This window comes from Vitreoscilla stercoraria DSM 513 (assembly GCF_000382305.1).
In the GTDB taxonomy this organism is placed as follows: Bacteria; Pseudomonadota; Gammaproteobacteria; order Burkholderiales; family Neisseriaceae; genus Vitreoscilla; species Vitreoscilla stercoraria.
Window position 1 is genome coordinate 114,900 of record NZ_KB908025.1, and the last position, 20,300, is coordinate 135,199.

Consider the following 20,300-nt stretch of genomic DNA (forward strand, 5'->3'; position numbering starts at 1 on the left):
AGCGTTTTTATTGCATAAATTCAAAAAAATGCCACCTTGTAAAAGGTGGCATTTGTCATGCAAAAAACATTATGGTTGTGTATTTTGTATCGTTGGAACTTGGCCATCGCTATACGCTTTCAGGCCGCCTCCTAAAGTGCGATACAAGTCCACATGGCTGTTGAGCCATTGTTGTTGCACAGCCAATAAGCTCATTTGTGCTGCATAGCTTTGGCGTTGCGAATCCAATAACGCCAAAGAATCGGTAATGCCTTGGTTGTAACGCATTTGCATCAAGCGGTTGCGATCGACTTCCGCCGTAGTGCTTTTGCTTTGAGAGGCATATTGCGCTTTCAAAGTCGTATTGGCTGCCAAAACATCCGATACATCTTGAAATGCATCTTGTACGGCTTTTTCATAATTCACAATGCTGATTTCTTTGCGCACTTTCACCAAATCCAAACCCGCTTTGGTTGCACCCCAATTGAAAATTGGCCAATTGATTTGCGGCATAAATGACCAAGTTCGGTTAGGACCTGTGAACAAACCATCCAAAGACGTACTGCCTGAGCCAATATTGCCTGTCAGACTGATGGATGGGAAAAATGCCGCCCGCGCTGCTCCGATATCGGCATTGGCAGATTTCAATTGGTATTCTGCTTGGCGAATATCAGGGCGGTAAAGCAACATTTCCGAAGGCAAACCCGCAGGCAAGCTGTCGTAAGCAAATTGTTGCGTCAAGCTGCTGGCTGTTGCCAACTGACTAGGGTAATTGCCGCCGACCAAAGTCACCAAAGCATTGCGCGCTTGTTCTCGTGCGCGCAGTTGTGCTTGGTAATCGGCTTTGGCCGATTCAACCAAAGTTTCGGCTTGGCGCAAGTCAATTTTAGACGACACGCCATGTTGATAACGCAAAGATGCCAAACGCAAACTTTTCTCGCGGCTTTCCATCACGCCTTGCGATACTTTCATGGCTTCATTGGCAAAGCGTTCAGCATAATAGGCTTTGGCGACGGTGGCTACCAAGCTGATTTGTGCCGCATCACGCGCTTCACGACTAGAGAAATATTGATTCAAAGCCGAATCGCTCAAGCTTTTGATTTTTCCCCATAAGTCTAATTCAAATGAAGCAACGCCTAAGCCGACACTGTATTGTTGGCTGATGGCATCGCTGTTTTGACCGCGCAAATCGGCAGCAGAACGTGAACGGCTTTTACTGCCATTGACATTCAAACCAGGAAAACGCTCTGCATTTTGGATGCGAAATTGTTTTTCAACCGATTCGACGTTCAAAGCTGCCAAACGCAAATCTTTGTTGTTTTCCAAAGCCAAGCCAATCAATTGCTTGAGCTGAGGGTCGGTAAAATACGCTTGCCAACCCAAATCATAAGCACGAATTTGGGCATGGTTGGTATTGTTGTAACGGAACTGTGCGTCTTCTGAGAAAACTTCAGGCTGTTGGTATTTTGGTGCCATGCTACAAGCTGACAATACCATCGCAGCAGCGATGGTGATTGTCAAACCAGACAATTTGGCACCAATGGTTTTGCGACCATTAGTCATGTTTGTCCTCGTTTTCTTTTGCTTTGTTTTTACGGTATTCTGCCCACAACTCGGTTTTGATTTCTTGTTTCAAGGCATTGCGATCTTCTTCACTCAAAGAGGCTTCCACTTTGTTGACATAATGGTCACACATCTCTTGATCGACACCAGCTGCATTGGCATGTGCCATGTCGCGTTCTTGTTGGCGGCTAGATTGCTTGAACAAACTGCGCACTACCAAATAAAACACAGGTACAAATAAAACTGACAAAACTGTACCAATGGTCATGCCCCAGAATACGCCTGTACCGATGGCACGTTGGCTCGCTGAGCTGGCACCTGAAGCAAAGAACAAAGGTACCACACCCAAGATAAAGGCAAACGATGTCATCAAGATAGGGCGGAAACGCAAATGGGCGGCTGCCAATGCAGCTTGGGCAGCACTCTTACCTTGAGCTTGTAAGTCTTTGGCAAACTCAATAATCAAAATGGCATTTTTAGCAGACAGACCAATGACGGTAATCAAAGCGACCTGAAAATACACGTCGTTGTTGAAAGAGTAAATCGAGCCTGCCGAAGTCATACCACGACCCCAAACACCCAAAACAGTACCCAATAAACCCAAAGGCACGACCAAAATGACAGCCAATGGAATGCTCCAACTTTCGTATAAAGCCGCCAAACACAAGAAAATGGCCAAGATAGAGAAAGCATACAAATACACGGCTTGATTACCTGCTGCTTTTTCTTCTTTAGAAGCACCCGTCCATTCATAACCGAAACCAGTACCCAAGTCTGAAGCCAAACGTTCCATTTCTGCCATGGCTTCACCAGTACTGTAACCGACTGCAGGTTCACCTGTGATTTTCATCGCAGGATAACCATTGTATTGCACCACTTGCATTGCACCTGAAATCCAGTTGGCAGTCGCAAAAGTAGACAAAGGTACGGCAACACCTTGGTTGTTGATGACACTGATGGCCAAAATATCTTCAGGCTGCATACGCGAATCAGGTTTGGCTTGTACGACCACACGCTGCATACGACCTTGGTTAGGGAAGTCATTGGCATACGTTGAGCCGATTGCTGTTGAAAGAGCAGCATTGATGTTGGCAAAAGGCACACCTTGAGCATTGGCAGCATCACGGTCGATGTCGATACGCAATTGAGGGGCATCTTCTAAGCCTTCAGCACGAAGCGACTGAGGATTGAAAACAGGGCTTTGACGTGCTGCCATCAACAATTTGTTGCGAGCTTCTACCAATGCCAAATGACCATGACTACCACGGTCTTGTAAACGGAAGCTAAAACCGTTACCTGTGCCTAAAGCTGGAATGGCAGGCAAGGTTAAGGCAATCACCACACCGTCTTTGACTTGTTGCATCATAGTGCCAGTGATTTTGCCTGCAATCGAATTGGCATCTTGGCCTGGCGCTGAACGCTCGGACCAGTCCGTTAAAGTCAAGAAACTCATACCCATATTCTGACCTTGACCTGCAAAGCTAAAGCCTGCCACTGTCACGGTTTCAGCAACTTCGGGTAAATTCATGACGAAGTTTTCGTAAGTCTTGACTGTTTCCATGGTTCGATCAGTCGTAGCACCTGGTGGCAATTGGATGATACTCAAAGCCACGCCTTGGTCTTCTGTGGGTAAGAAACCAGTCGGAATGCGTGCTAATACGAACAAAGATACGCCAATTAAAGCGGCATAAATCACCAACATGCGGCCTGAACGGCGCAATAACTTACCGACAAAACCTTCATAACGCTTGGCATTGATGTCAAATTTTTGGTTAAACCAATTGAAAAATTTGCCAAAAAAGCCTTTTTTAACATGGTGGTCTGGGTCAACTGGTTTTAATAAAGTAGCGCACAAAGCAGGTGTCAAAGACAAAGCTAAGAATGCTGAGAAAACAATTGAAACTGCCATCACCAATGAAAATTGACGGTAAATATTACCTGTAATACCTGTGAAAAATGCCATCGGAATGAATACCGATACCAAAACCACGGTAATACCTACCACTGCGCCTTGGATTTGACCCATGGCTTTTTTGGTGGCATCTAATGGTGATAAATGCTCTTCTGCCATGATGCGCTCGACGTTTTCGACCACAACAATGGCATCATCGACCACAATACCAATGACTAAAACCATTGCAAACATGCTTAAAACGTTGATAGACATGCCAGCATATTGCATGATGGCAAAAGCACCCAGCAAGGCAATCGGCACAACAAGAGTCGGAATCAAGGTATAGCGGATATTTTGTAAGAAAATGAACATCACGATGAATACCAAAATCATGGCTTCAATCAAGGTATGTATCACTTTTTCAATCGAGATACCGACGAATAAAGAGCTGTCGTAAGGCACTTTCCATTGCACACCTTCTGGGAAGAATGGCGCCAGTTCATCCATTTTGGCACGGATGGCATCAGATGTGGCCACAGCATTGCCTGAAGGGGATAATTGAATACCAATACCTGCCGCAGGTTTGCCATTCAATCGTGCTTCAGTACTGTAGTCTTGTTGACCCAACTCGACTTTCGCGACATCTTTCAAGCGTACAGTAGAACCATTGCTGTTGGCGCGCAAAACAATGTTTTCAAATGCTTCTACTGTGCTCAATTGACCTGGAACAGTAATGGTGGCACTGATGGTTTGGTTGTTACCTGATGGTTTATCGCCCAAAGTGCCTGGTGCTACTTGGGCATTTTGAGAGCGAATCGCAGCATTGACTTCGTTAATCGACAGATTTAAGCCTTGAAGTTTGGCTGGATCAATCCAAACACGCATTGCCCGCTCTGAACCAAACACTTGTACGTTGCCGACACCTTCAATCCGTTGCAATTCAGGTTGTACGTTACGTGCAATATAGTCTAGCGTGTCGCTCACGGGGGTTTTGCCGCTTTCGTCATACAACATTAAGAACATCAAGAAGTTAGATGTTGATTTGCTGACGGTAACACCGACTTGTTTGACCGCTTCGGGTAGACGTGATTCTGCTTGTGCCAAACGGTTTTGAACGTTGACTTGGGCAATGTCTTCATCGATGCCAGGTTTAAAAGTGATGGTCAAAGAACCTGTGCCATTTGATGTGGCTGAGGATTCCATATAGTCCATACCTTCTAGACCATTCATTTGTCTTTCAATGATAGACAATACTGAGTCTTGCAAAGTTTGTGCATCGGCACCCGCATACGCCACACTCAGTTGAATGGTTGGTGGCGTGACTTGAGGGTATTGTTCCACAGGCAGGCTGCGTATGCCTAATAGACCTGCTAGCACAATAAAAATGGAGACCACCCATGCAAAAATGGGACGGTCAATAAAAAACTTAGACATGTTGACCGTCCTTTATGATGCAGCCGCTTGGCTGGCCGCCACAGGTGCTGAGCTTTGTGCAGGAGCAGAAGCTGGGGCAGCTTGTGGTGTGGTGGTTGCGGTAGCTGCTTTGCTTGGATCTTTCCATGGTTGGGTTTGAACTTTTTTGGCTTGTGTCATACCGACTACAGCCATGCCATCGACAATGATTTTATCGCCTGGTTTCAAGCCATCGGTCACTACCCAATAACTGCCTTGTGAGCGAGAAATTTTGACAGGGCGTGGGGCAAATGAACCATCGGCATTGGCAATCAAAACAATATCCGCTTGGCTACCACGGGTTACAGCTTGTTGTGGTACTAAAGTGGCGTTGGCAATTTCTGCTTGCGGTACTTTCACACGCACATACATACCCGGCAATAATAAATTGTCAGGGTTTGGCACCTCAGCACGCAAAGACATTTGACCTGTATCTTGGTCTACCGTCACATCGGTAAACAGCAAGCGGCCTTTAAGCGGATATTCGCTGCCATCTTCTAATAAAATTGTGACTTCAGGATTGCCATCAATCATAGAAATTTCACCATTGGCCATGGCTTGGCGCAATTTGATGATGTCACCAGTGGCTTGGGTTAAATTGACATACAAAGCAGATGTTTGTTGGATGGTTGCCAAAATAGTGGCATCACCTTGACCGACTAAAGCCCCTTCGGTTACAGAAGCTTTACTGATATGACCTGAAATAGGCGCGGTCACATAAGCATAATTTACATTGATTTGAGCAGTTTTAATCGCTGCTTTGGCTGCTTGTACTTGAGCACGTCCCAAACGCTGTTGGGCGATAGCGGCATCGTATTCTTGTTTGCTGATAGCACCTTCGGCTACCAATGGTGCATAACGTGCCACATCGGCATTGGCCTTAGCTAAGTTTGCTTCTGCAGTGGCCAATTGTGCTTTGGCTGTGTCCAATTGTGCCAAATATGGGGCATTGTCAATTTGGAACAAAGGCTGACCTGCTTTGACATAACTGCCTTCAGTAAACAGGCGTTTTAAAACGATGCCTGCAACGCGTGCACGAACTTGTGCAGTGCGACTGGCTTCCAAGCGACCTGGCAATTCATTGGTAATGGCTACTGTACCTGGTTCAACTGTGAACACAGAGACTGTCGGCGGCGGTGGCGTTTGGCCAGCAGCGCCACCTGGACCTTGTTTTTCACCACCGCAAGCGGCCAATGCTGTGGTCACAATCAAAGCAAGAATGCAGGCTTTAAACCGTTTTGGTTTGGAAGCATGTGTCAGTGGTTTTACGAACGACATGTGATGTTCCCTTTGATGGAAAAGAAATCTTGTTGGAAATGGATAATTCAATCAGCTTTTTGAACTAAGACAAAGCAAATGTTAATATCATGGCAATTTGCGATTATACATACATTGATGTATGTTCAGTCAATGGGCATTTTACAGAGCTTGACTTTTGGTGTGTCAGCCTTGCAAGTATAGATTTTGGTGAGGCTGTGGTATAAAAGTTCCAAATGATTAAATTGTTAATTATTTGAGAAGAATGAGAAAAAAATGAGAAGAAGCAAACAAGCAGCGGCAGAAACCAAATTGCAATTGATTGAAGCGGCCTGTAAGGTGTTTTATCGAGAGGGCGTGGCGAAGGCAACTTTGGAACAAATTGCCCGTGAAGCAGGGGTGACACGTGGTGCGTTGTATTGGCATTTTAACAACAAAGCCGATATTCTTGATGCGGTATTCCAAACCGTCATGCCACAGTTGCATGAATTGGATGATTGTTTGAGCCAAATGCAAGGGGATGAGTATTGGCATGCATTGGAGGCTTATTATGTGGGATTTTTTGAGCGCTTAGAACAAAATTTATTATTGCGTCAGTTTTGTACAGTGGTGCATTTAAAATGCGAAATGACTGAAAACAATGCTCAAGTTGTGTCTTTGCTCGCCCGTTATCGATATTCTTGGGAAGATCGCATTGAAGTCATCATGCAACAAGCCGTGGTGGTTGGTGCTTTACCTAAGAATACCGATGTGCCTAAGACGGTTGCGGTGTTCAAAAGTTATTTGGTCGGTGCCATGGTCAATTATTTAAGCGATATTGAGCAAGGACGCGTATCTTTGTCTGTGTCTATCCCCAGTTTACAATTACAATATATCTTTCGCATATTAAAACAAATGCCTTTGTTACAAGCGTCCTGAAAGCATTTATGTTTAAATGTTGAATCAAAATGGCTGCTTGTGAACATAAACATCCGCATTTTTAGAGATGTTTTTCAAATATGTATGTTAAATCAATGATAAAAAGGCAAGATTGAATGAATCCTGCATTACAAACCATACAAAAACAATTGAACAGTCTGATTTTGGGTAAAAATTCGACTTTGGATTTGGTCTTAACATGTGTGTTGGCACGTGGTCATTTGTTGTTAGAAGATGTACCCGGTGTGGGTAAAACCACATTGGCGACGGGTTTGGCGAATGTGTTGGGATTGAGTTATCAGCGTGTGCAGTTTACCAATGACATGTTGCCATCGGATTTATTGGGTGTGAATGTGTTTCAGCCGCAAGAATCTCAATTCAAATTCCATCAAGGTCCTGTGTTCAACCAATTTTTATTGGCAGATGAAATCAATCGGGCGTCTCCCAAAGTGCAATCGGCTTTGTTAGAGGCGATGGAAGAGGGGCAAGTGTCGGTAGATGGCACCACATATATGTTGCCCAAGCCTTTTATGGTCATCGCCACGCAAAATCCAACCGAACAATTGGGAACGTTTCCCTTGCCTGAAAGCCAATTAGACCGATTTATGATGCGTGTGTCTTTGGGCTATCCTGCTGAGCAAGCCGAAAAATACTTGTATTTGCATGGCGACCGCCGCCAATTGCTACCTAAGTTACAGGCCGCTTTGAATGGCGAGCAGTTGCAAGCTTTGCAGCAGCAAGTTCAACAAGTACAAGTGAGTGAAGCTTTGGCCGATTATGCATATCGCTTGGTTCAAGAAACCCGCAAATTGGGGCTTTTTGTATTGGGCTTGAGTCCACGGTCAGGTTTGGCGGTGATTGCAGCGGCCAAGGCATGGGCGTTTTTGCAATCGCGTCAATTTGTGATTCCAGAAGATGTGCAGGCTGTTTTTCCATCGGTAGCCAATCACCGTTTGCGCTCATTGCAAAGCAATGTGACCGTTGATCAATTGTTACAGAAAATCATACAACATGTGGTCGTGGCCTAGAATCAAACGGCAAAAAATCATTTTGGATGTACAAGAACCTGTTTCTTGGCACCATATTTCTGTACGCCCGACACAATTGGGCATCAATTTATGGTTGATTGCCGCCGCTACATGGCTAGCTGCGCTCAATTACTCGGTCAATTTGGCGTATGGCTTGTCTTTTTGGATAGTCAGCGCCATGGGCGTGGCTTCTTTATTGAGTATACGCCAACTTTTGGGCTTGCGTTTGCGCTTGGATTTGCCTGATGAAGTGTTTGTGGGCGAGTCGGGCGTGGTGAATGTGAATTTGCTTGCCGAGGATTTGCGCAATCGACGCTTGATTGTGCGTATGGTTAATGAAGACACTATCAAACAAAGTTTGAGCAAAGAAGATTTGAATGTGTTACACACCCATTCCAATCATTTGCGTCAAACACATTTGAGTGTCGCGACCACGCATCGTGGTTATCAAAGCATTCCGCATTTGCAATTAATCAGTACGGCGCCATTTGGATTGTTAGAAGTGTCGGTGGTGTGTGAATGTACTGAAACATTCATTGTGTATCCTGCACCGATGGAACACACTGTTGTTCTTACAGGACGCCCTAGCAGCGAAGAGGCGGGCACTCAAAGACAACAAGGCGGCGATGAGGTGGCGTATTTGAAGCAATTTGTGGATGGGTATTCCTTACAAACCATTGCGTGGAAGCAATATGCCAAAACGGGTCAATTGTTGAGCAAACATTTTGAATATCCCACTGCCAGCTTGCCTGATGTCATTTCTTATAAAGATTATCCCAATGTTCATGCTACCGATCAATTGGCGTCTATGTTGTGCTATCGAGTGTTGCAACAACATCAATTGCAAAAACCATTTGTCTTAGAATTGCCTCATTTGACCATCTTGCCACAAGCCAAGCAGCGCAGTTTGTGTTTGAATGCATTGGCGGTGATGTAATGGCGATTTTAGCGCATTGGCAGTTACAACAGCCGACCAGTAAATATGCCCAAGTGGCTGCATTACTCACTTTGTTGTGGATTGCTTTTCCTTTGTTGTTGCAATTGCCTATGGGAGTGGGCATCTTTTTTGGCTTGTTGTTTGGCATTCGTTTGGTGTTGACCAGTTTGGGTATTGGTGGCATACCGACTTGGCTGAATATTGTGTTATTGATTGCAGCAGGTTTGGCGGTATATGTGCAATTGCAAACCTTGTTTGGTCAGCAAGGTGGCGTGGCGTTGCTGTTGTTGATGGTGGTGATCAAATCGTTTGAAGGTCAAAGTACGCGAGACTGGCAAGTTTTATTGGTGGCCAGTTTGTTTTTGGTGGTGGGCGGCTTGCTGTTTCAACAAACTTTGCAAATAGGCGTGTGGCTTTTGTGTGCTGTGAGCATGATTTTTGGCAGTTTGTGTTTGCTCAATGGTTTGTCGTGGCGTGAAGCATGGCGCAATACTTTGTTGAGTTTAGGGCTGTCTATTCCTTTGATGGTAGTATTGTTTTTGACCATGCCTCGTTTTTCGGAGCCATTATGGCGTTTGCCAGTGCAATCTCCCGCTGCCAAAACTGGCCTTTCTACTGAATTGACTTTGGGTGATATGGCTTCGGTCATTGAATCCAATGAGTTGGCTTTCAATGTGACATTTGAAGAGACGTTTCTCCCAAAACTGCGTCAAATGTATTGGCGTACGATGGTGATGAATGATTTTGATGGCAATACTTGGCATGCCAATACAGGCCGCACCTTAGCGCAAGAAACCTTCTTGGAAAATGTGGCTCCAGCTAAAGTGGCTTATGTCATGACACTGCATGATTTTCAAGGACATATTCCAGCTTTACAGCAAGTGGTATCTTGGGATGAAAGTATTTTTTTACGTGAAAATCAAGTGGTCACGGCTAAAAGACGTTATTCGCAATTGCGACAAGTGAGCATGCAAAGTGTCGTGAGCGATCGCATTGGTGAACGTTTGAGTTCGTATCAAATCAAGCGTTGGACAGAGTTGCCTGAGCAGTCCAATTTAAAAACCATCGCATTGGCCCAAAGTTGGAAAAATCAAGGCTTGAGTGATGAGCAATTGATTCAAAAAGCACTGCGTTATTATCAAGAACAAAAGTTTCAATACAGTTTAAGTCCGGGTAAATTAGAACAAAACCGTCAACAAGTAGACCAATTTTTATTTGATACCAAAGTCGGTTTTTGTGAGCATTATGCTACTTCCTTTGTCATTTTAATGCGTGCCGCTGGCATACCTGCTCGTGTGGTCACTGGGTATTTGGGTGGCAGTTTTAATGAAACAGGACAGTTTTGGCAAGTGCGGGGTAAGGAAGCACATGCTTGGGCTGAGGTTTGGCTAGAACAAGAGCAAGCTTGGGTGAGAGTGGATCCTACCAGTTCTGTTTCAGCTTCACGAATTGACGATGGTATCAATGCTGCGTTGCCTGAAAATATGAGTCAAATTGAAGGCAATTGGCCTGCACCATTGCAACGTTGGTTGGCGACATCGCAATATTATTGGCAACAATGGGTAGTCAATTATGATGCAAACAATCAAAAAGCCTTGTTTTCGAATTTAGGCAGTGGCGTGTTTGCTGTGGTAAAAGGGTTGTTGGTATGGGTGTTGGTATTATTATTGACACTGGGACCGATTGTTTGGTGGTGGCGACGACAATATCGACAACAAATTGATCCATTAGAAGCAGGTTTTTTATTGATTAAACACCATTTCATGGAAGATGAACATGAAGACAAATGGCGTATCGGAGCGTTGGAATTACAAGATTGGCTCAAACAACACCAATTGCTAACCGAACAATGGCAATTATTGTTACAGCAATATACACACTGGCGTTATGACCCTTCGAGTCAGGCATCAGAAGATGAATTGTGGCATTGGTATGCACAAGTCAAAAAACAATTGAAACACAGCCGTTAGGGAACAATGACTGTAAGGGAATACAAATGAATCATATTTATATTGGTCTAGGCGATGCCGCTAAAGAAGCATTGGGTGATTTTTATCAACTGTATAAAAGCAGTACGGTTGATAAAAGTTCGTCACTGCATGCGGAGTTTTTAACCGTTACCGATGTGGAACAGCAAAAATTGTATTTGTTTGATAATTTGCCTGAAAATACAGTAGAAGTGAATTATCAGATTCAATCCATTACCGTTGAGCCACCTACCATTCGCGATGCATTGATGTTTTTGCGCGACCATCGTTGGTTGAAAATGGATGCCGAAGAGCAAGTATTTTGGGCCTCTTTGATTGATTCTAATTCAGAAGACATTGAAAAATTGCCTCGGCGTGTGATTCGCCTGAATTTGGCAGCCGCTTTAGAACAATTGTTGAATCAAATTCATGCTGCGTATTTGCGTTTGCAAAGCAAATACGATGATGAAGGCTTGGCGTTACATTTGTTGGTGGATGTCTCGAACGAATGGGTGAAAGCCATTTTGAGTGATGTTGTGGTGCAATTGCGCCAGCATTATCCTTCCTTGTTTTGCCGCTTGAGCGTATTTGTATTGTTGCCACCTAATTTCAGCGTGACCAAGATGGAGCCTACAGAAAGTGCTTCGTTGTACGCCACATTTGTGGAGCTCAATGCTTTATTAAATAACCATTGGTTGCCTGAAAATTTATTGAATATTTTGCCTTTGAGTGAAGATGGCAATTGGGTCAATGCGTGTTATTTGGTGGAGCGAGACAATGAACAATACGATGTTTCTGGCTTGAGTGCTTTATTGCTACGCAAATCTTTTGTCAAAGATACGGTATGGCAAGGCTTGTTTTCAGACGAATATGCTCATTATGAAAATGGGCAAAGGGTGAAAAAACCCAATTTTGTCAGTTTTGGTATGTTGCGTTTGTCGGTTACGGTGGATTATCCAACCGAGTATTATAAAAAGCTGTTTACCGTCCAAGTTTTGAATGCCTTATTGTTTGCCAATTGGCAAGAGGGCATTGGTTTTATTGCTGATGACAATTACGAAACCCGACAAGAGTTTGTCAGCCAACTAGATTACATGATGCGAGAGTGGTGTTTGGACTCGGATTATTTGCGTCTGAACAAATTGATGACCAATGACCAATCGAAATTGCATCCTAAATGGGCTTCGGTCGAAATGGAGTGGGAGCGCAATCGTGAAGAGCGTTTAGACTCTTTGAGCGATGTGTCTTCTTCTGAACGTTCCGATGTTTTGTTGAAAAAATACCAAGACTTTTACCAAGACCGTTTCCGTTTAAAAGGTGTAGACAATTTCTACGAATTGGAATGGACCGAAAGCCGCTTGGATGCATTGGCGTTTAAATTGGTCAGCAATATTGAAAAATCGCTGATTGCGCAGTGGTGGAATTATGAACGTGGCTTGGCGGATTTGCCTGCTATGGTTTTGTCTGTGATGGACTATTTGGAACACCAAAGCAAGGCTTTAGAAGCAGAGCGCGAAGAGCATGAGCAAAAAGAAGCCAAACACATGGCTCAATATCAACGCTTGGCAACCGAAAAAGCCGATAACAAAACTTTATTTCGTTTGTTCGGTACCGATCGCAATGAGTTGGGCGAATTAGATGACCAATTGTATGCAATTTTTACCGCCCGAACTCACATTCAATCTTTGTTGTTTGCCCGTCGATTGTTTGAACGTTTGTATGACAAGCTAGATCAATTGCATGATCAAATCAGTGAGATTTTCAATCATTTGGTCACTGTACGCGATCGTTATGCCAAAATTTTGCAGCAAATTGACCAAATTTCAGCCAAAGGCACGTGGGTTTCACATCAACGTGATACGCATATTCAGCAAGTGTCTTTGAATGTGTATTTGGAAATTGAAAAAATGCGTGATCAGATTTTTGCACAACCTTTTGAAATCAAAAGCTTTGTGAAAAAATTCAAAAGCCAATTGCGCGATCAATTCTCACAACATGCCAATTTCAATATTTTCAATGAGCATTTGGGTCAAAAAGAATTTGGTATGTCATTGGATAAAATTTCCGATGGTTATGCAGAGCATTTGGATTTTTTATTATCAGGTAAAAACAAGCGTCCTGAAACCAGTGAGTTGATTACAGCGGCAGTCAATCTCACACCTCAGCGCAAGATGAACCAGTTTACTGAATTTCTGCAAAAAGTAGTCAGCATTAACCAACCACATAGTTACGTGCCCAGTCTTACCCCACATTTAGCACATGTTTTTGACCAAGACTCAAAATTTTTTGCACCAGAATGGGTGAAAGATACCAGCTCTCAGCCTGTGTTAGACCAATTGTTAAAAGCAGGACAGTTGACAATGGCAGATGTCAAACCTGCGCAGTCTTTAAGCAACTATTTGGACTTAATCAGTGTCTATCATTTGAATGTCAAAACATGGCCGGCCATGACACATTTGGCCAGTATGTATCAAAACAGCTTGAGTGAATATGACAATATCAAACGGGCATTTTTTCAGCTTCATTCAGAACACCGTTTGGTCAGTTGGATGGAGCATGCGTTGATTGATCCAGAATACAGTGCAGAAGCGATACGTCGAATTTTGATTAAAGCCTATGCTTTGAATATCATTGATTTTGAAGTGGATGGTTTTAAAGTCATGTTGACCAAAAATGAAAATGGTCAAGTGTTGACCGTTGATGGTTGGGTGTCATTGGTGACTTTGTTAGACAATATTAAATTGGCAGACATTGCACTTTTGGAACGTGTGTTACAAACCAGCGATGTGGCGAAAAATCTCAATGTTGCGTTCCAAAGCAAATTAGAACAATTGTTATACCAATTGAAGCAGGCATTTTTTGCTTTGGATGACGATGACGATGATGAGGATGATGGGGAATGGGCAGTCGCTGGTATGTTTGTGGCGTGGCAGCGTTCTACCCAAAAAGTATTGAATGAATTGAGTTAATTTTTGTTGGCTTTGCGGCGTTTTTTTTGCTCTCGCAGCAATTTAATCGCCGCTTGTTTTTCTGTTTCTGAGCCAAACTCAATATCACGCATGGCTTGGCGTATGGCAGCGGCATCCATAGCGGCCTGAACTTGGGTTTCTACGTGTTCATCTTGATTGTATACCTGAACTTTTTTCTGTGCTTGGGCATTGGCTGAGGCTTTGGCAATCAGAGCAAAAGGGTCGAATGCCGCTTTGGCAATAGGTGTGGTTTGGCTTGGAGTTTGCGCTGCTTGAGCATCTGCTTTGGCTTTGAGCATGGCTTCACGTTTGGCAACACGTTCGGCTTGCTTGCGTGCCTCTAATTTTTCCAAGCGTTGATTGCGTTTTTCAAAACGGATTTTTGCATGTGCTGCCGCTTGTTGCGCTGACCCGTTTGGTTCGGGTGTGATGCGTGGCAAATACGCATCGTTCACCGCCACCAAATCAATACAATCCACAGGGCAAGGTGGTACGCATAAGCCGCAGCCAGTACATTCGTTGGCAATCACATCGTGCATCCATTTGGTTGCGCCAACAATGGCATCCACAGGACATGCTTTGATACAAGCGGTACAGCCGATACAAATATTTTCATCAATCACTGCCAAAACTTTGGGTGCATCGGTTTTTTCGATGTCTGCAGGTTCCAGTATGGCAGTGTGCAGAAGTTCGGCCAATGCCACAATCGTCGTACGACCGCCAGGAGGACACAAATTGATGGTTGCTTCTTGTTGAGATAAGGCTTGGGCGTAAGGCGCACAACCTGGATAACCGCACTGACCACATTGGGTTTGCGGTAATAAGGTTTCAATTTGTTGTGCGCTGACCATGAGCGAAATCCTCTAAACATCGTTTTCAAAAAGGCAGCCATTGTAACACAGCCATGAAGCCTCTGTTTTGTCAGCACAGATGAGATTTACAGGCCGCTTGAAACAAGGATGTTCATAAACTATTTATGGGCTTGAGAGTCTGTATAACTGGTTGTTAGAAGAAAAACAAACCATCAATCACCGTATCATCATGGTAAGGAGTTCAAAATGAAATTAAAAATGGGATGGGCATTGTTATTGGCACTGGGTTTGGGTGCATGTGCGCAAAACAATCAGCCTGAAACCAAGCCCGCACCACAAGTGAACAAACAATGTGAAGCGGCTTTGGCCATGCGCTTGGTCGGTCAAGATGATTGGCCAGATGCACGCATTAAAGAATTTACCCGTGCTCAAACGGTGCGCAAAGTGGGACCAAATCAAGCAGTCACAGCAGATTATCGCTCTGAACGCGTGACAATTGTCGTTGATCCTGCAACCAAAAAAATCATTCGCGCCGCTTGTGGTTAAGGCGTGTTGTGGGCATGAGTATTGCCAACAGCATTGGATGTGAAATGAAATCAGGGCATGCCTTAAGTATTGATAATGACAAGCGTCCTGTAAACTTTTACAGGACGCTTGTGTGATTGAAATCGTTTGAAAATAAAGCGGATTAAAAAACCGCCTTTCAACAAGGCGGTTTGGAAATAAGGGTAACCGTATCGAATTACAAGCTGTAATACATTTCAAATTCGAGTGGATGTGGTGCCATTTGGATGCGACGTACGTCGTCTGTTTTGAAGGCGATGTAGCTTTCAATCCAATCTGCGCTGAATACACCACCGCGAGTCAAGAACTCGTGGTCTGCTTTCAATGCATTCAATGCTTCGTCCAAAGATGCGCAAACTGTTGGGATCAATGCATCTTCTTCTGGCGGCAAGTCGTATAAGTTTTTGTCAGCTGGATCGCCCGGATGGATTTTGTTTTGGATACCATCTAAGCCTGCCATCAACAAAGCCGCAAATGCCAAGTATGGGTTAGCGGTAGGATCTGGGAAACGCGCTTCAATACGGCGAGCTTTGGCGCTGGCAACGTGAGGAATGCGGATAGACGCAGAGCGGTTTTTCGCAGAGTAAGCCAATTTGATTGGCGCTTCAAAATGAGGCACCAAACGGCGGTATGAGTTGGTTGACGGATTGGTAATGGCATTCAAAGCTTTGGCATGTTTGATGATGCCGCCGATGTAATACAAAGCCATATCGCTCAAACCAGCATAGCCATCGCCTGCGAACATGTTTTGGCCGTCTTTCCAAATCGATTGGTGAACGTGCATGCCAGAACCGTTGTCGCCCATGATCGGTTTAGGCATGAAAGTTGCTGTTTTGCCAAAGTTATGCGCCACGTTTTGAATCACGTATTTCATGTCTTGGGTTTGGTCGGCACGGTGAACCAAAGTGCTGAATTTGGTACCGATTTCCATTTGACCAGCAGTCGCCACTTCGTGGTGATGCACTTCTACAGGAATGCCCAAAGCTTCCAAAGTCAAACACATCGCAGAGCGCAAGTCTTGTCCTGAATCCACAGGTGCTACTGGGAAGTAACCGCCTTTAACCGTAGGACGGTGGCCTGTGTTTTGACCATCATAGCTTTCGCCGCTAGACCAAGCTGCTTCTTCTGAATGGATTTTGAAGCGGGTGCCTTGCATGGTGGTTTCCCATTCAACACCGTCAAAAATGAAGAATTCAGGTTCTGGACCAAAGAAAGCTGTGTCGCCAAGACCTGTTGATTTCAAGTAAGCTTCAGCACGTTTGGCAATAGAACGTGGGTCGCGGTCATAACCTTGACCATTTGCAGGGTCAATCACGTCACATGTGATGACAACTGTTGGGTGGTCGTAAAATGGATCGATGAAAGCAGTGCTGGCATCAGGACGCAACAACATGTCTGAAGCTTGAATGCCTTTCCAACCGCCAATGGATGAGCCGTCGAAAGCTTGGCCATTTTCAAACCATTCTTCGCCATCTTCTAAAACCACGTGTGCAGGCACACTCACGTGTTGTTGTTTACCTTTGGTGTCGGTGAAGCGTAAATCAACGAACTTGACATCATTTTGTTCAATGAGGTCCAAGACATTTTGGACAGACATAGCAGCTCCTTTAAAAGCAATGCGAAAGAAAGAGTGGATAGTTCAATGCAAGTGAAACGATTGTGCCACATTTCTATTATTAAAAGAATGTGGCAATGCAAAAAAATAAACAATAAATGAACAATAATGGACAAATAATTGAGTTTTTTATAAAAATAGTTTTGCATTTTCATTTATACTCAAAAAGGAACTTTTTGCACATTGGATAAAATAAGCATAATATGCTTTTCTTGTTACATCATTGACCTACTTATGAATATGCAAACAAAACCACGTTATGCTGTTTTTGGCCATCCAATCGCTCACAGCCGTTCACCTGAAATCCATTTGGCTTTTGCATTGCAAGAGCAAGTACATATCAGTTATGACAAAATTTTGTTACCCATAGAGGGTTTTTCCCAAGGTGTGGCTGCCGAGATACAGGCTGGTTTACAAGGTGCAAATGTCACTGTGCCATTCAAATTAGATGCTTGTGAATTTGCTGATGAATTGAGCGTGCGTGCGCAATTGGCAGGTGCGGTGAATACATTGGTGGTGCGTGACGATGGCAGCGTTTATGGTGACAATTCCGATGGTTTAGGCTTGATGAATGACATTGAAAAACAATATGGCGTGTCTTTGCAAGACTTGTCCGTATTGGTTGTGGGAGCAGGTGGTGCGGTGCGTGGCATCTTACAGCCTTTGTTGGAAAGAAATCCCAAAGCAGTCAGCGTTGCCAATCGAACAGTGTCTAAAGCGCAAGAATTGGCACACATTTTGGACATCGAGGCTTTGAGTTTACAGGACGCTTCTTTGCGTCAATTTGACATCATCATTAATGGTACGTCTAGCGGCTTATCTGACCAAGCCCCTGATTTGGCTTTGGCGGCGTTTGAGCAATGTCAATTGGCTTATGACATGGTGTATGGAGCTAAGCCAACGGCATTTATGGATTTGGCGCGTCAAGGTGGCGCCAAGCAAGCTGCGGATGGTTTGGGAATGTTGGTGGGTCAAGCTGCGGTGTCGTATCAATGGTGGCGTGGTTTTCAGCCGCAAACAGAATCAGTATTGCAATCATTAAGAGCCAGCTTATGTTCAAAAGCTTAAAAATGGTATTGGCATTGATTTTAGGTGTCGTATTGGTATTCCAATGTTACGCTTATGGCAGCATTTTATTTTGGCGTGCGTTTGCACCAGATGCCACCAGTTTTATGCGTACTCGGGCGGCGCAATATCCTAATGAAAATATCCAATATGATTGGAAAAATTACGATGGAATTAGCGTTAATTTGAAACAAGCGGTGATTGCTTCGGAAGATGCAGCATTTTCCAATCACGATGGCTTTGATTGGCGTGGCATCGAAAATGCCATCAAGCGCAATGAAAAAGCAGGTGAAATCAAAGCGGGCGGTTCAACCATTTCACAGCAATTGGCGAAGAATTTGTTTTTGTGGGAAGGCAAATCGTATGTTCGCAAAGCTGAAGAAGCTGTGATTACCTTGATGATGGAAGCGACGACAGACAAAGAGCGGATTTTTGAAATATATTTGAATGTGATTGAATGGGGACCGAATGTGTTTGGCGCAGAGGCGGCGGCACAATACCATTTCCAAAAATCAGCCCGCAGTTTGAGTAAGCAACAAGCGGCGCGTTTGGCGGCAATGATTCCTCGCCCACGTTATTACAGTGAGCATCCCAAAGACAAGCGTTTGCGCAACAAAACCAATATTATTTTACGCCGCATGGGTGCATCGGAATTGCCAGAAAACGATCCTGTGTTTCAAGGTTTGAATTTGCCTAAATTGCGCAATATGCCCAGCAATTCGTAATCGCTAACATTGTGGCATCAACCAACAAGCGTCCTGTAAGAAATGGTAATCCGCCGTTGTTTATGGGAATGTTGTTATTGTGTAAAGCCGAGTTGATTCATTCAAAAATGTAGGTTTGTTTTTTGATATTTTTGAATCGTTTTTTAAATTAAAAGCCAATCGTCAAGATTGGCTTTTGTTGTAATCTAAGTGACAATCATCAATCGATTGAAACTTACCAGCGCAAGTTTAAAACATCTTGCATGTCATACAAAGCTTTAGGTTGGTCTTTGAGCCAAGCGGCGGCACGCACAGCGCCATTGGCAAAAGTCAAGCGGCTAGAAGCTTTGTGAGTGACTTCCACGCGCTCGCCATCGGCTGCAAACAAGACGGTATGGTCGCCGACGATATCGCCACCGCGCACTGTGGCAAAACCGATTTTGCCCGCTTCACGTTCGCCTGTAATGCCTTCACGTGCATACACAGCCACATCTTTCAAATCTTGACCAATGGCATCGGCCAAAACTTCACCCATGCGCAAAGCGGTGCCAGAAGGGGCATCCACTTTGTGGCGGTGGTGTGCTTCGATGACTTCAATGTCAAAGCCTTCGTTCAATACTTGTGCGGCTTTGTGGATTAAGGCAAATGTTAAATTCACTCCGACGCTGTAATTGGCGGCAAACACAATGCCGATTTTGGCAGCGGCTTCGGCAATTTTGGCTTTGCCTGCGTCATCAAAACCCGTAGTGCCAATAATCATGGCTTTGTTTTGTGCCACACAAGCATCTAAATATTTTAAAGTCGATTCAGGACGGCTAAAATCAATCAACACATCGCTGACTGCCAAAACCGCATCGGTATCGGCACAAATTTTCACACCTGTGTCCAAACCCAAAGTGAACCCAGCATCCAAACCCAAAGCAGGCGATTGGTCGTGTTCCAAAGCGCCAGAGAGGCGACATTGTGGATGGTCGTTGATCGCTTGCACCAAAGCCCGACCCATACGACCGTTAGCGCCAACAATGGCAATATTCAATAATTCAGACATATTTTTCTTTTTAACTAACAAATTTAACAAACAAATTATGAGCACCGCATGTAGAAAGATTGCAAGCCATCTACATGCGGTGAAAACTAACAGGCCGCTTATGGCTTATCGGTTTTTTCGGCAGGGTTCAAAGCCGAACCTTCTGCGCGACTTAACACATCACCATCAAAATACACGGTTAAATTGTGGTTTTCTTGAGTAATGCCGTTGCGAGTGACAGCAAATTGGTAATCCCAACGGTTGGCATGGAAAGCCGAGCGAATGCTAGGCGTGCCTAATAACAAGCGCACTTGCTCGCGTGTCATACCAGCTTGCAATTGTGCTAGGCGTTGTGGGTCTAATTCATTGCCTTGTTCGACTTTCAGTTTATATGATGGAAAATTGGAAACACGCTCAGAAGAACAAGCGCTCAAACCCAAGGCAGCTACGGCTAAAGTTAGGACAATGTATTTATTCACTCGATTACCTCGGTTCAGTAATGAAAAGATTGTGACAGGATTGAGGGTCGTGCAGATGGCCTACTATGAA

General features: G+C 44.3%; 15 protein-coding genes. 8 read left to right on the forward strand and 7 right to left on the reverse strand.

The genetic code is table 11. The features are described from left to right. Window positions 1-69 precede the first annotated feature (69 nt). Genes H150_RS0107635 through H150_RS0107645 form a run of 3 tightly spaced genes read right to left on the reverse strand, consistent with a single transcriptional unit; the run spans window position 70 to window position 6,166 of the window. Entirely contained in the window at window positions 70-1,542 is a 1,473-nt protein-coding gene (locus H150_RS0107635; protein ID WP_019958460.1) for an efflux transporter outer membrane subunit, read from the reverse strand. Next, a complete protein-coding gene (locus H150_RS0107640) occupies window positions 1,535-4,870 on the reverse strand; it encodes an efflux RND transporter permease subunit (protein ID WP_019958461.1) in 3,336 nt (1,111 codons plus the stop codon). The genes H150_RS0107635 and H150_RS0107640 overlap by 8 nt, the downstream gene beginning before the upstream one ends. Before the next feature lie 12 nt (window positions 4,871-4,882). Further along, window positions 4,883-6,166 (reverse strand): efflux RND transporter periplasmic adaptor subunit, encoded by a 1,284-nt coding sequence (locus tag H150_RS0107645; protein ID WP_019958462.1) that lies wholly within the window; start codon window positions 6,164-6,166, stop codon window positions 4,883-4,885. Window positions 6,167-6,421: 255 nt separating this feature from the next. On the opposite strand from H150_RS0107645, the gene H150_RS0107650 reads away from it, so the two are divergent. The 5 genes from H150_RS0107650 to H150_RS0107670 all read left to right on the forward strand — a co-directional run bounded on the left by H150_RS0107650 (window position 6,422) and on the right by H150_RS0107670 (window position 13,964). After that, window positions 6,422-7,063, forward strand: a complete 642-nt coding sequence (locus tag H150_RS0107650; protein ID WP_019958463.1) for a TetR family transcriptional regulator — start codon at window positions 6,422-6,424, stop codon at window positions 7,061-7,063. A 116-nt stretch (window positions 7,064-7,179) separates the two neighbouring features. Next, entirely contained in the window at window positions 7,180-8,091 is a 912-nt protein-coding gene (locus H150_RS0107655) for an AAA family ATPase (RefSeq protein WP_019958464.1), read from the forward strand. Further along, window positions 8,075-9,028, forward strand: a complete 954-nt coding sequence (locus H150_RS0107660) for a DUF58 domain-containing protein (protein WP_019958465.1) — start codon at window positions 8,075-8,077, stop codon at window positions 9,026-9,028. The genes H150_RS0107655 and H150_RS0107660 overlap by 17 nt, the downstream gene beginning before the upstream one ends. After that, entirely contained in the window at window positions 9,001-10,998 is a 1,998-nt protein-coding gene (locus tag H150_RS0107665; RefSeq protein WP_155970488.1) for a transglutaminase TgpA family protein, read from the forward strand. Before H150_RS0107660 ends, H150_RS0107665 begins: the two co-directional genes overlap by 28 nt. A gap of 26 nt (window positions 10,999-11,024) precedes the next feature. After that, window positions 11,025-13,964, forward strand: a complete 2,940-nt coding sequence (locus H150_RS0107670; RefSeq protein WP_019958467.1) for an FtsZ/tubulin family protein — start codon at window positions 11,025-11,027, stop codon at window positions 13,962-13,964. Here H150_RS0107670 and H150_RS0107675 read toward each other — a convergent pair. After that, the gene (locus H150_RS0107675) at window positions 13,961-14,815 is read right to left on the reverse strand and encodes an RnfABCDGE type electron transport complex subunit B (RefSeq protein WP_019958468.1); all 855 of its coding nucleotides are present in this window, start codon (window positions 14,813-14,815) and stop codon (window positions 13,961-13,963) included. The two genes, H150_RS0107670 and H150_RS0107675, sit on opposite strands and share 4 nt — an antisense overlap. 207 nt (window positions 14,816-15,022) lie before the next feature. Here H150_RS0107675 and H150_RS0107680 point away from each other — a divergent pair, with 207 nt between their 5' ends. Continuing rightward, window positions 15,023-15,322, forward strand: a complete 300-nt coding sequence (locus H150_RS0107680; RefSeq protein ID WP_019958469.1) for an I78 family peptidase inhibitor — start codon at window positions 15,023-15,025, stop codon at window positions 15,320-15,322. Window positions 15,323-15,518: 196 nt separating this feature from the next. Here the strand turns inward: H150_RS0107680 and glnA are convergent, their stop codons facing one another. After that, window positions 15,519-16,937 (reverse strand): type I glutamate--ammonia ligase, encoded by a 1,419-nt coding sequence (gene glnA / locus H150_RS0107685; protein WP_019958470.1) that lies wholly within the window; start codon window positions 16,935-16,937, stop codon window positions 15,519-15,521. A 258-nt stretch (window positions 16,938-17,195) separates the two neighbouring features. Here glnA and aroE point away from each other — a divergent pair, with 258 nt between their 5' ends. Together aroE and mtgA are read left to right on the forward strand one after the other, a co-directional pair. Beyond that, window positions 17,196-18,023, forward strand: coding sequence for a shikimate dehydrogenase (gene aroE / locus H150_RS0107690; protein ID WP_019958471.1), 828 nt, complete (start codon window positions 17,196-17,198; stop codon window positions 18,021-18,023). Then, on the forward strand, window positions 18,008-18,745 hold the full coding sequence (gene mtgA, locus H150_RS0107695; RefSeq protein WP_019958472.1) for a monofunctional biosynthetic peptidoglycan transglycosylase: 738 nt from the start codon (window positions 18,008-18,010) through the stop codon (window positions 18,743-18,745). Before aroE ends, mtgA begins: the two co-directional genes overlap by 16 nt. Window positions 18,746-18,959: 214 nt before the next feature. Here the strand turns inward: mtgA and dapB are convergent, their stop codons facing one another. Both dapB and H150_RS0107705 read right to left on the reverse strand, forming a co-directional pair. Continuing rightward, window positions 18,960-19,772, reverse strand: coding sequence for a 4-hydroxy-tetrahydrodipicolinate reductase (gene dapB, locus H150_RS0107700; RefSeq protein ID WP_019958473.1), 813 nt, complete (start codon window positions 19,770-19,772; stop codon window positions 18,960-18,962). A gap of 98 nt (window positions 19,773-19,870) precedes the next feature. After that, the gene (locus H150_RS0107705; RefSeq protein WP_019958474.1) at window positions 19,871-20,230 is read right to left on the reverse strand and encodes an outer membrane protein assembly factor BamE; all 360 of its coding nucleotides are present in this window, start codon (window positions 20,228-20,230) and stop codon (window positions 19,871-19,873) included. Window positions 20,231-20,300 lie beyond the last annotated feature (70 nt).

What these genes read in the sequence shown, in the direction of transcription:
- H150_RS0107635 (WP_019958460.1), bottom strand. Translation starts at nt 1,542, where the DNA reads ATGACTAATGGTCGCAAAACCATTGGTGCCAAATTGTCTGGTTTGACA.
- H150_RS0107640 (WP_019958461.1), bottom strand. Translation starts at nt 4,870, where the DNA reads ATGTCTAAGTTTTTTATTGACCGTCCCATTTTTGCATGGGTGGTCTCC.
- H150_RS0107645 (WP_019958462.1), bottom strand. Translation starts at nt 6,166, where the DNA reads ATGTCGTTCGTAAAACCACTGACACATGCTTCCAAACCAAAACGGTTT.
- H150_RS0107650 (WP_019958463.1), top strand. Translation starts at nt 6,422, where the DNA reads ATGAGAAGAAGCAAACAAGCAGCGGCAGAAACCAAATTGCAATTGATT.
- H150_RS0107655 (WP_019958464.1), top strand. Translation starts at nt 7,180, where the DNA reads ATGAATCCTGCATTACAAACCATACAAAAACAATTGAACAGTCTGATT.
- H150_RS0107660 (WP_019958465.1), top strand. Translation starts at nt 8,075, where the DNA reads ATGTGGTCGTGGCCTAGAATCAAACGGCAAAAAATCATTTTGGATGTA.
- H150_RS0107670 (WP_019958467.1), top strand. Translation starts at nt 11,025, where the DNA reads ATGAATCATATTTATATTGGTCTAGGCGATGCCGCTAAAGAAGCATTG.
- H150_RS0107675 (WP_019958468.1), bottom strand. Translation starts at nt 14,815, where the DNA reads ATGGTCAGCGCACAACAAATTGAAACCTTATTACCGCAAACCCAATGT.
- H150_RS0107680 (WP_019958469.1), top strand. Translation starts at nt 15,023, where the DNA reads ATGAAATTAAAAATGGGATGGGCATTGTTATTGGCACTGGGTTTGGGT.
- glnA (WP_019958470.1), bottom strand. Translation starts at nt 16,937, where the DNA reads ATGTCTGTCCAAAATGTCTTGGACCTCATTGAACAAAATGATGTCAAG.
- aroE (WP_019958471.1), top strand. Translation starts at nt 17,196, where the DNA reads ATGCAAACAAAACCACGTTATGCTGTTTTTGGCCATCCAATCGCTCAC.
- mtgA (WP_019958472.1), top strand. Translation starts at nt 18,008, where the DNA reads ATGTTCAAAAGCTTAAAAATGGTATTGGCATTGATTTTAGGTGTCGTA.
- dapB (WP_019958473.1), bottom strand. Translation starts at nt 19,772, where the DNA reads ATGTCTGAATTATTGAATATTGCCATTGTTGGCGCTAACGGTCGTATG.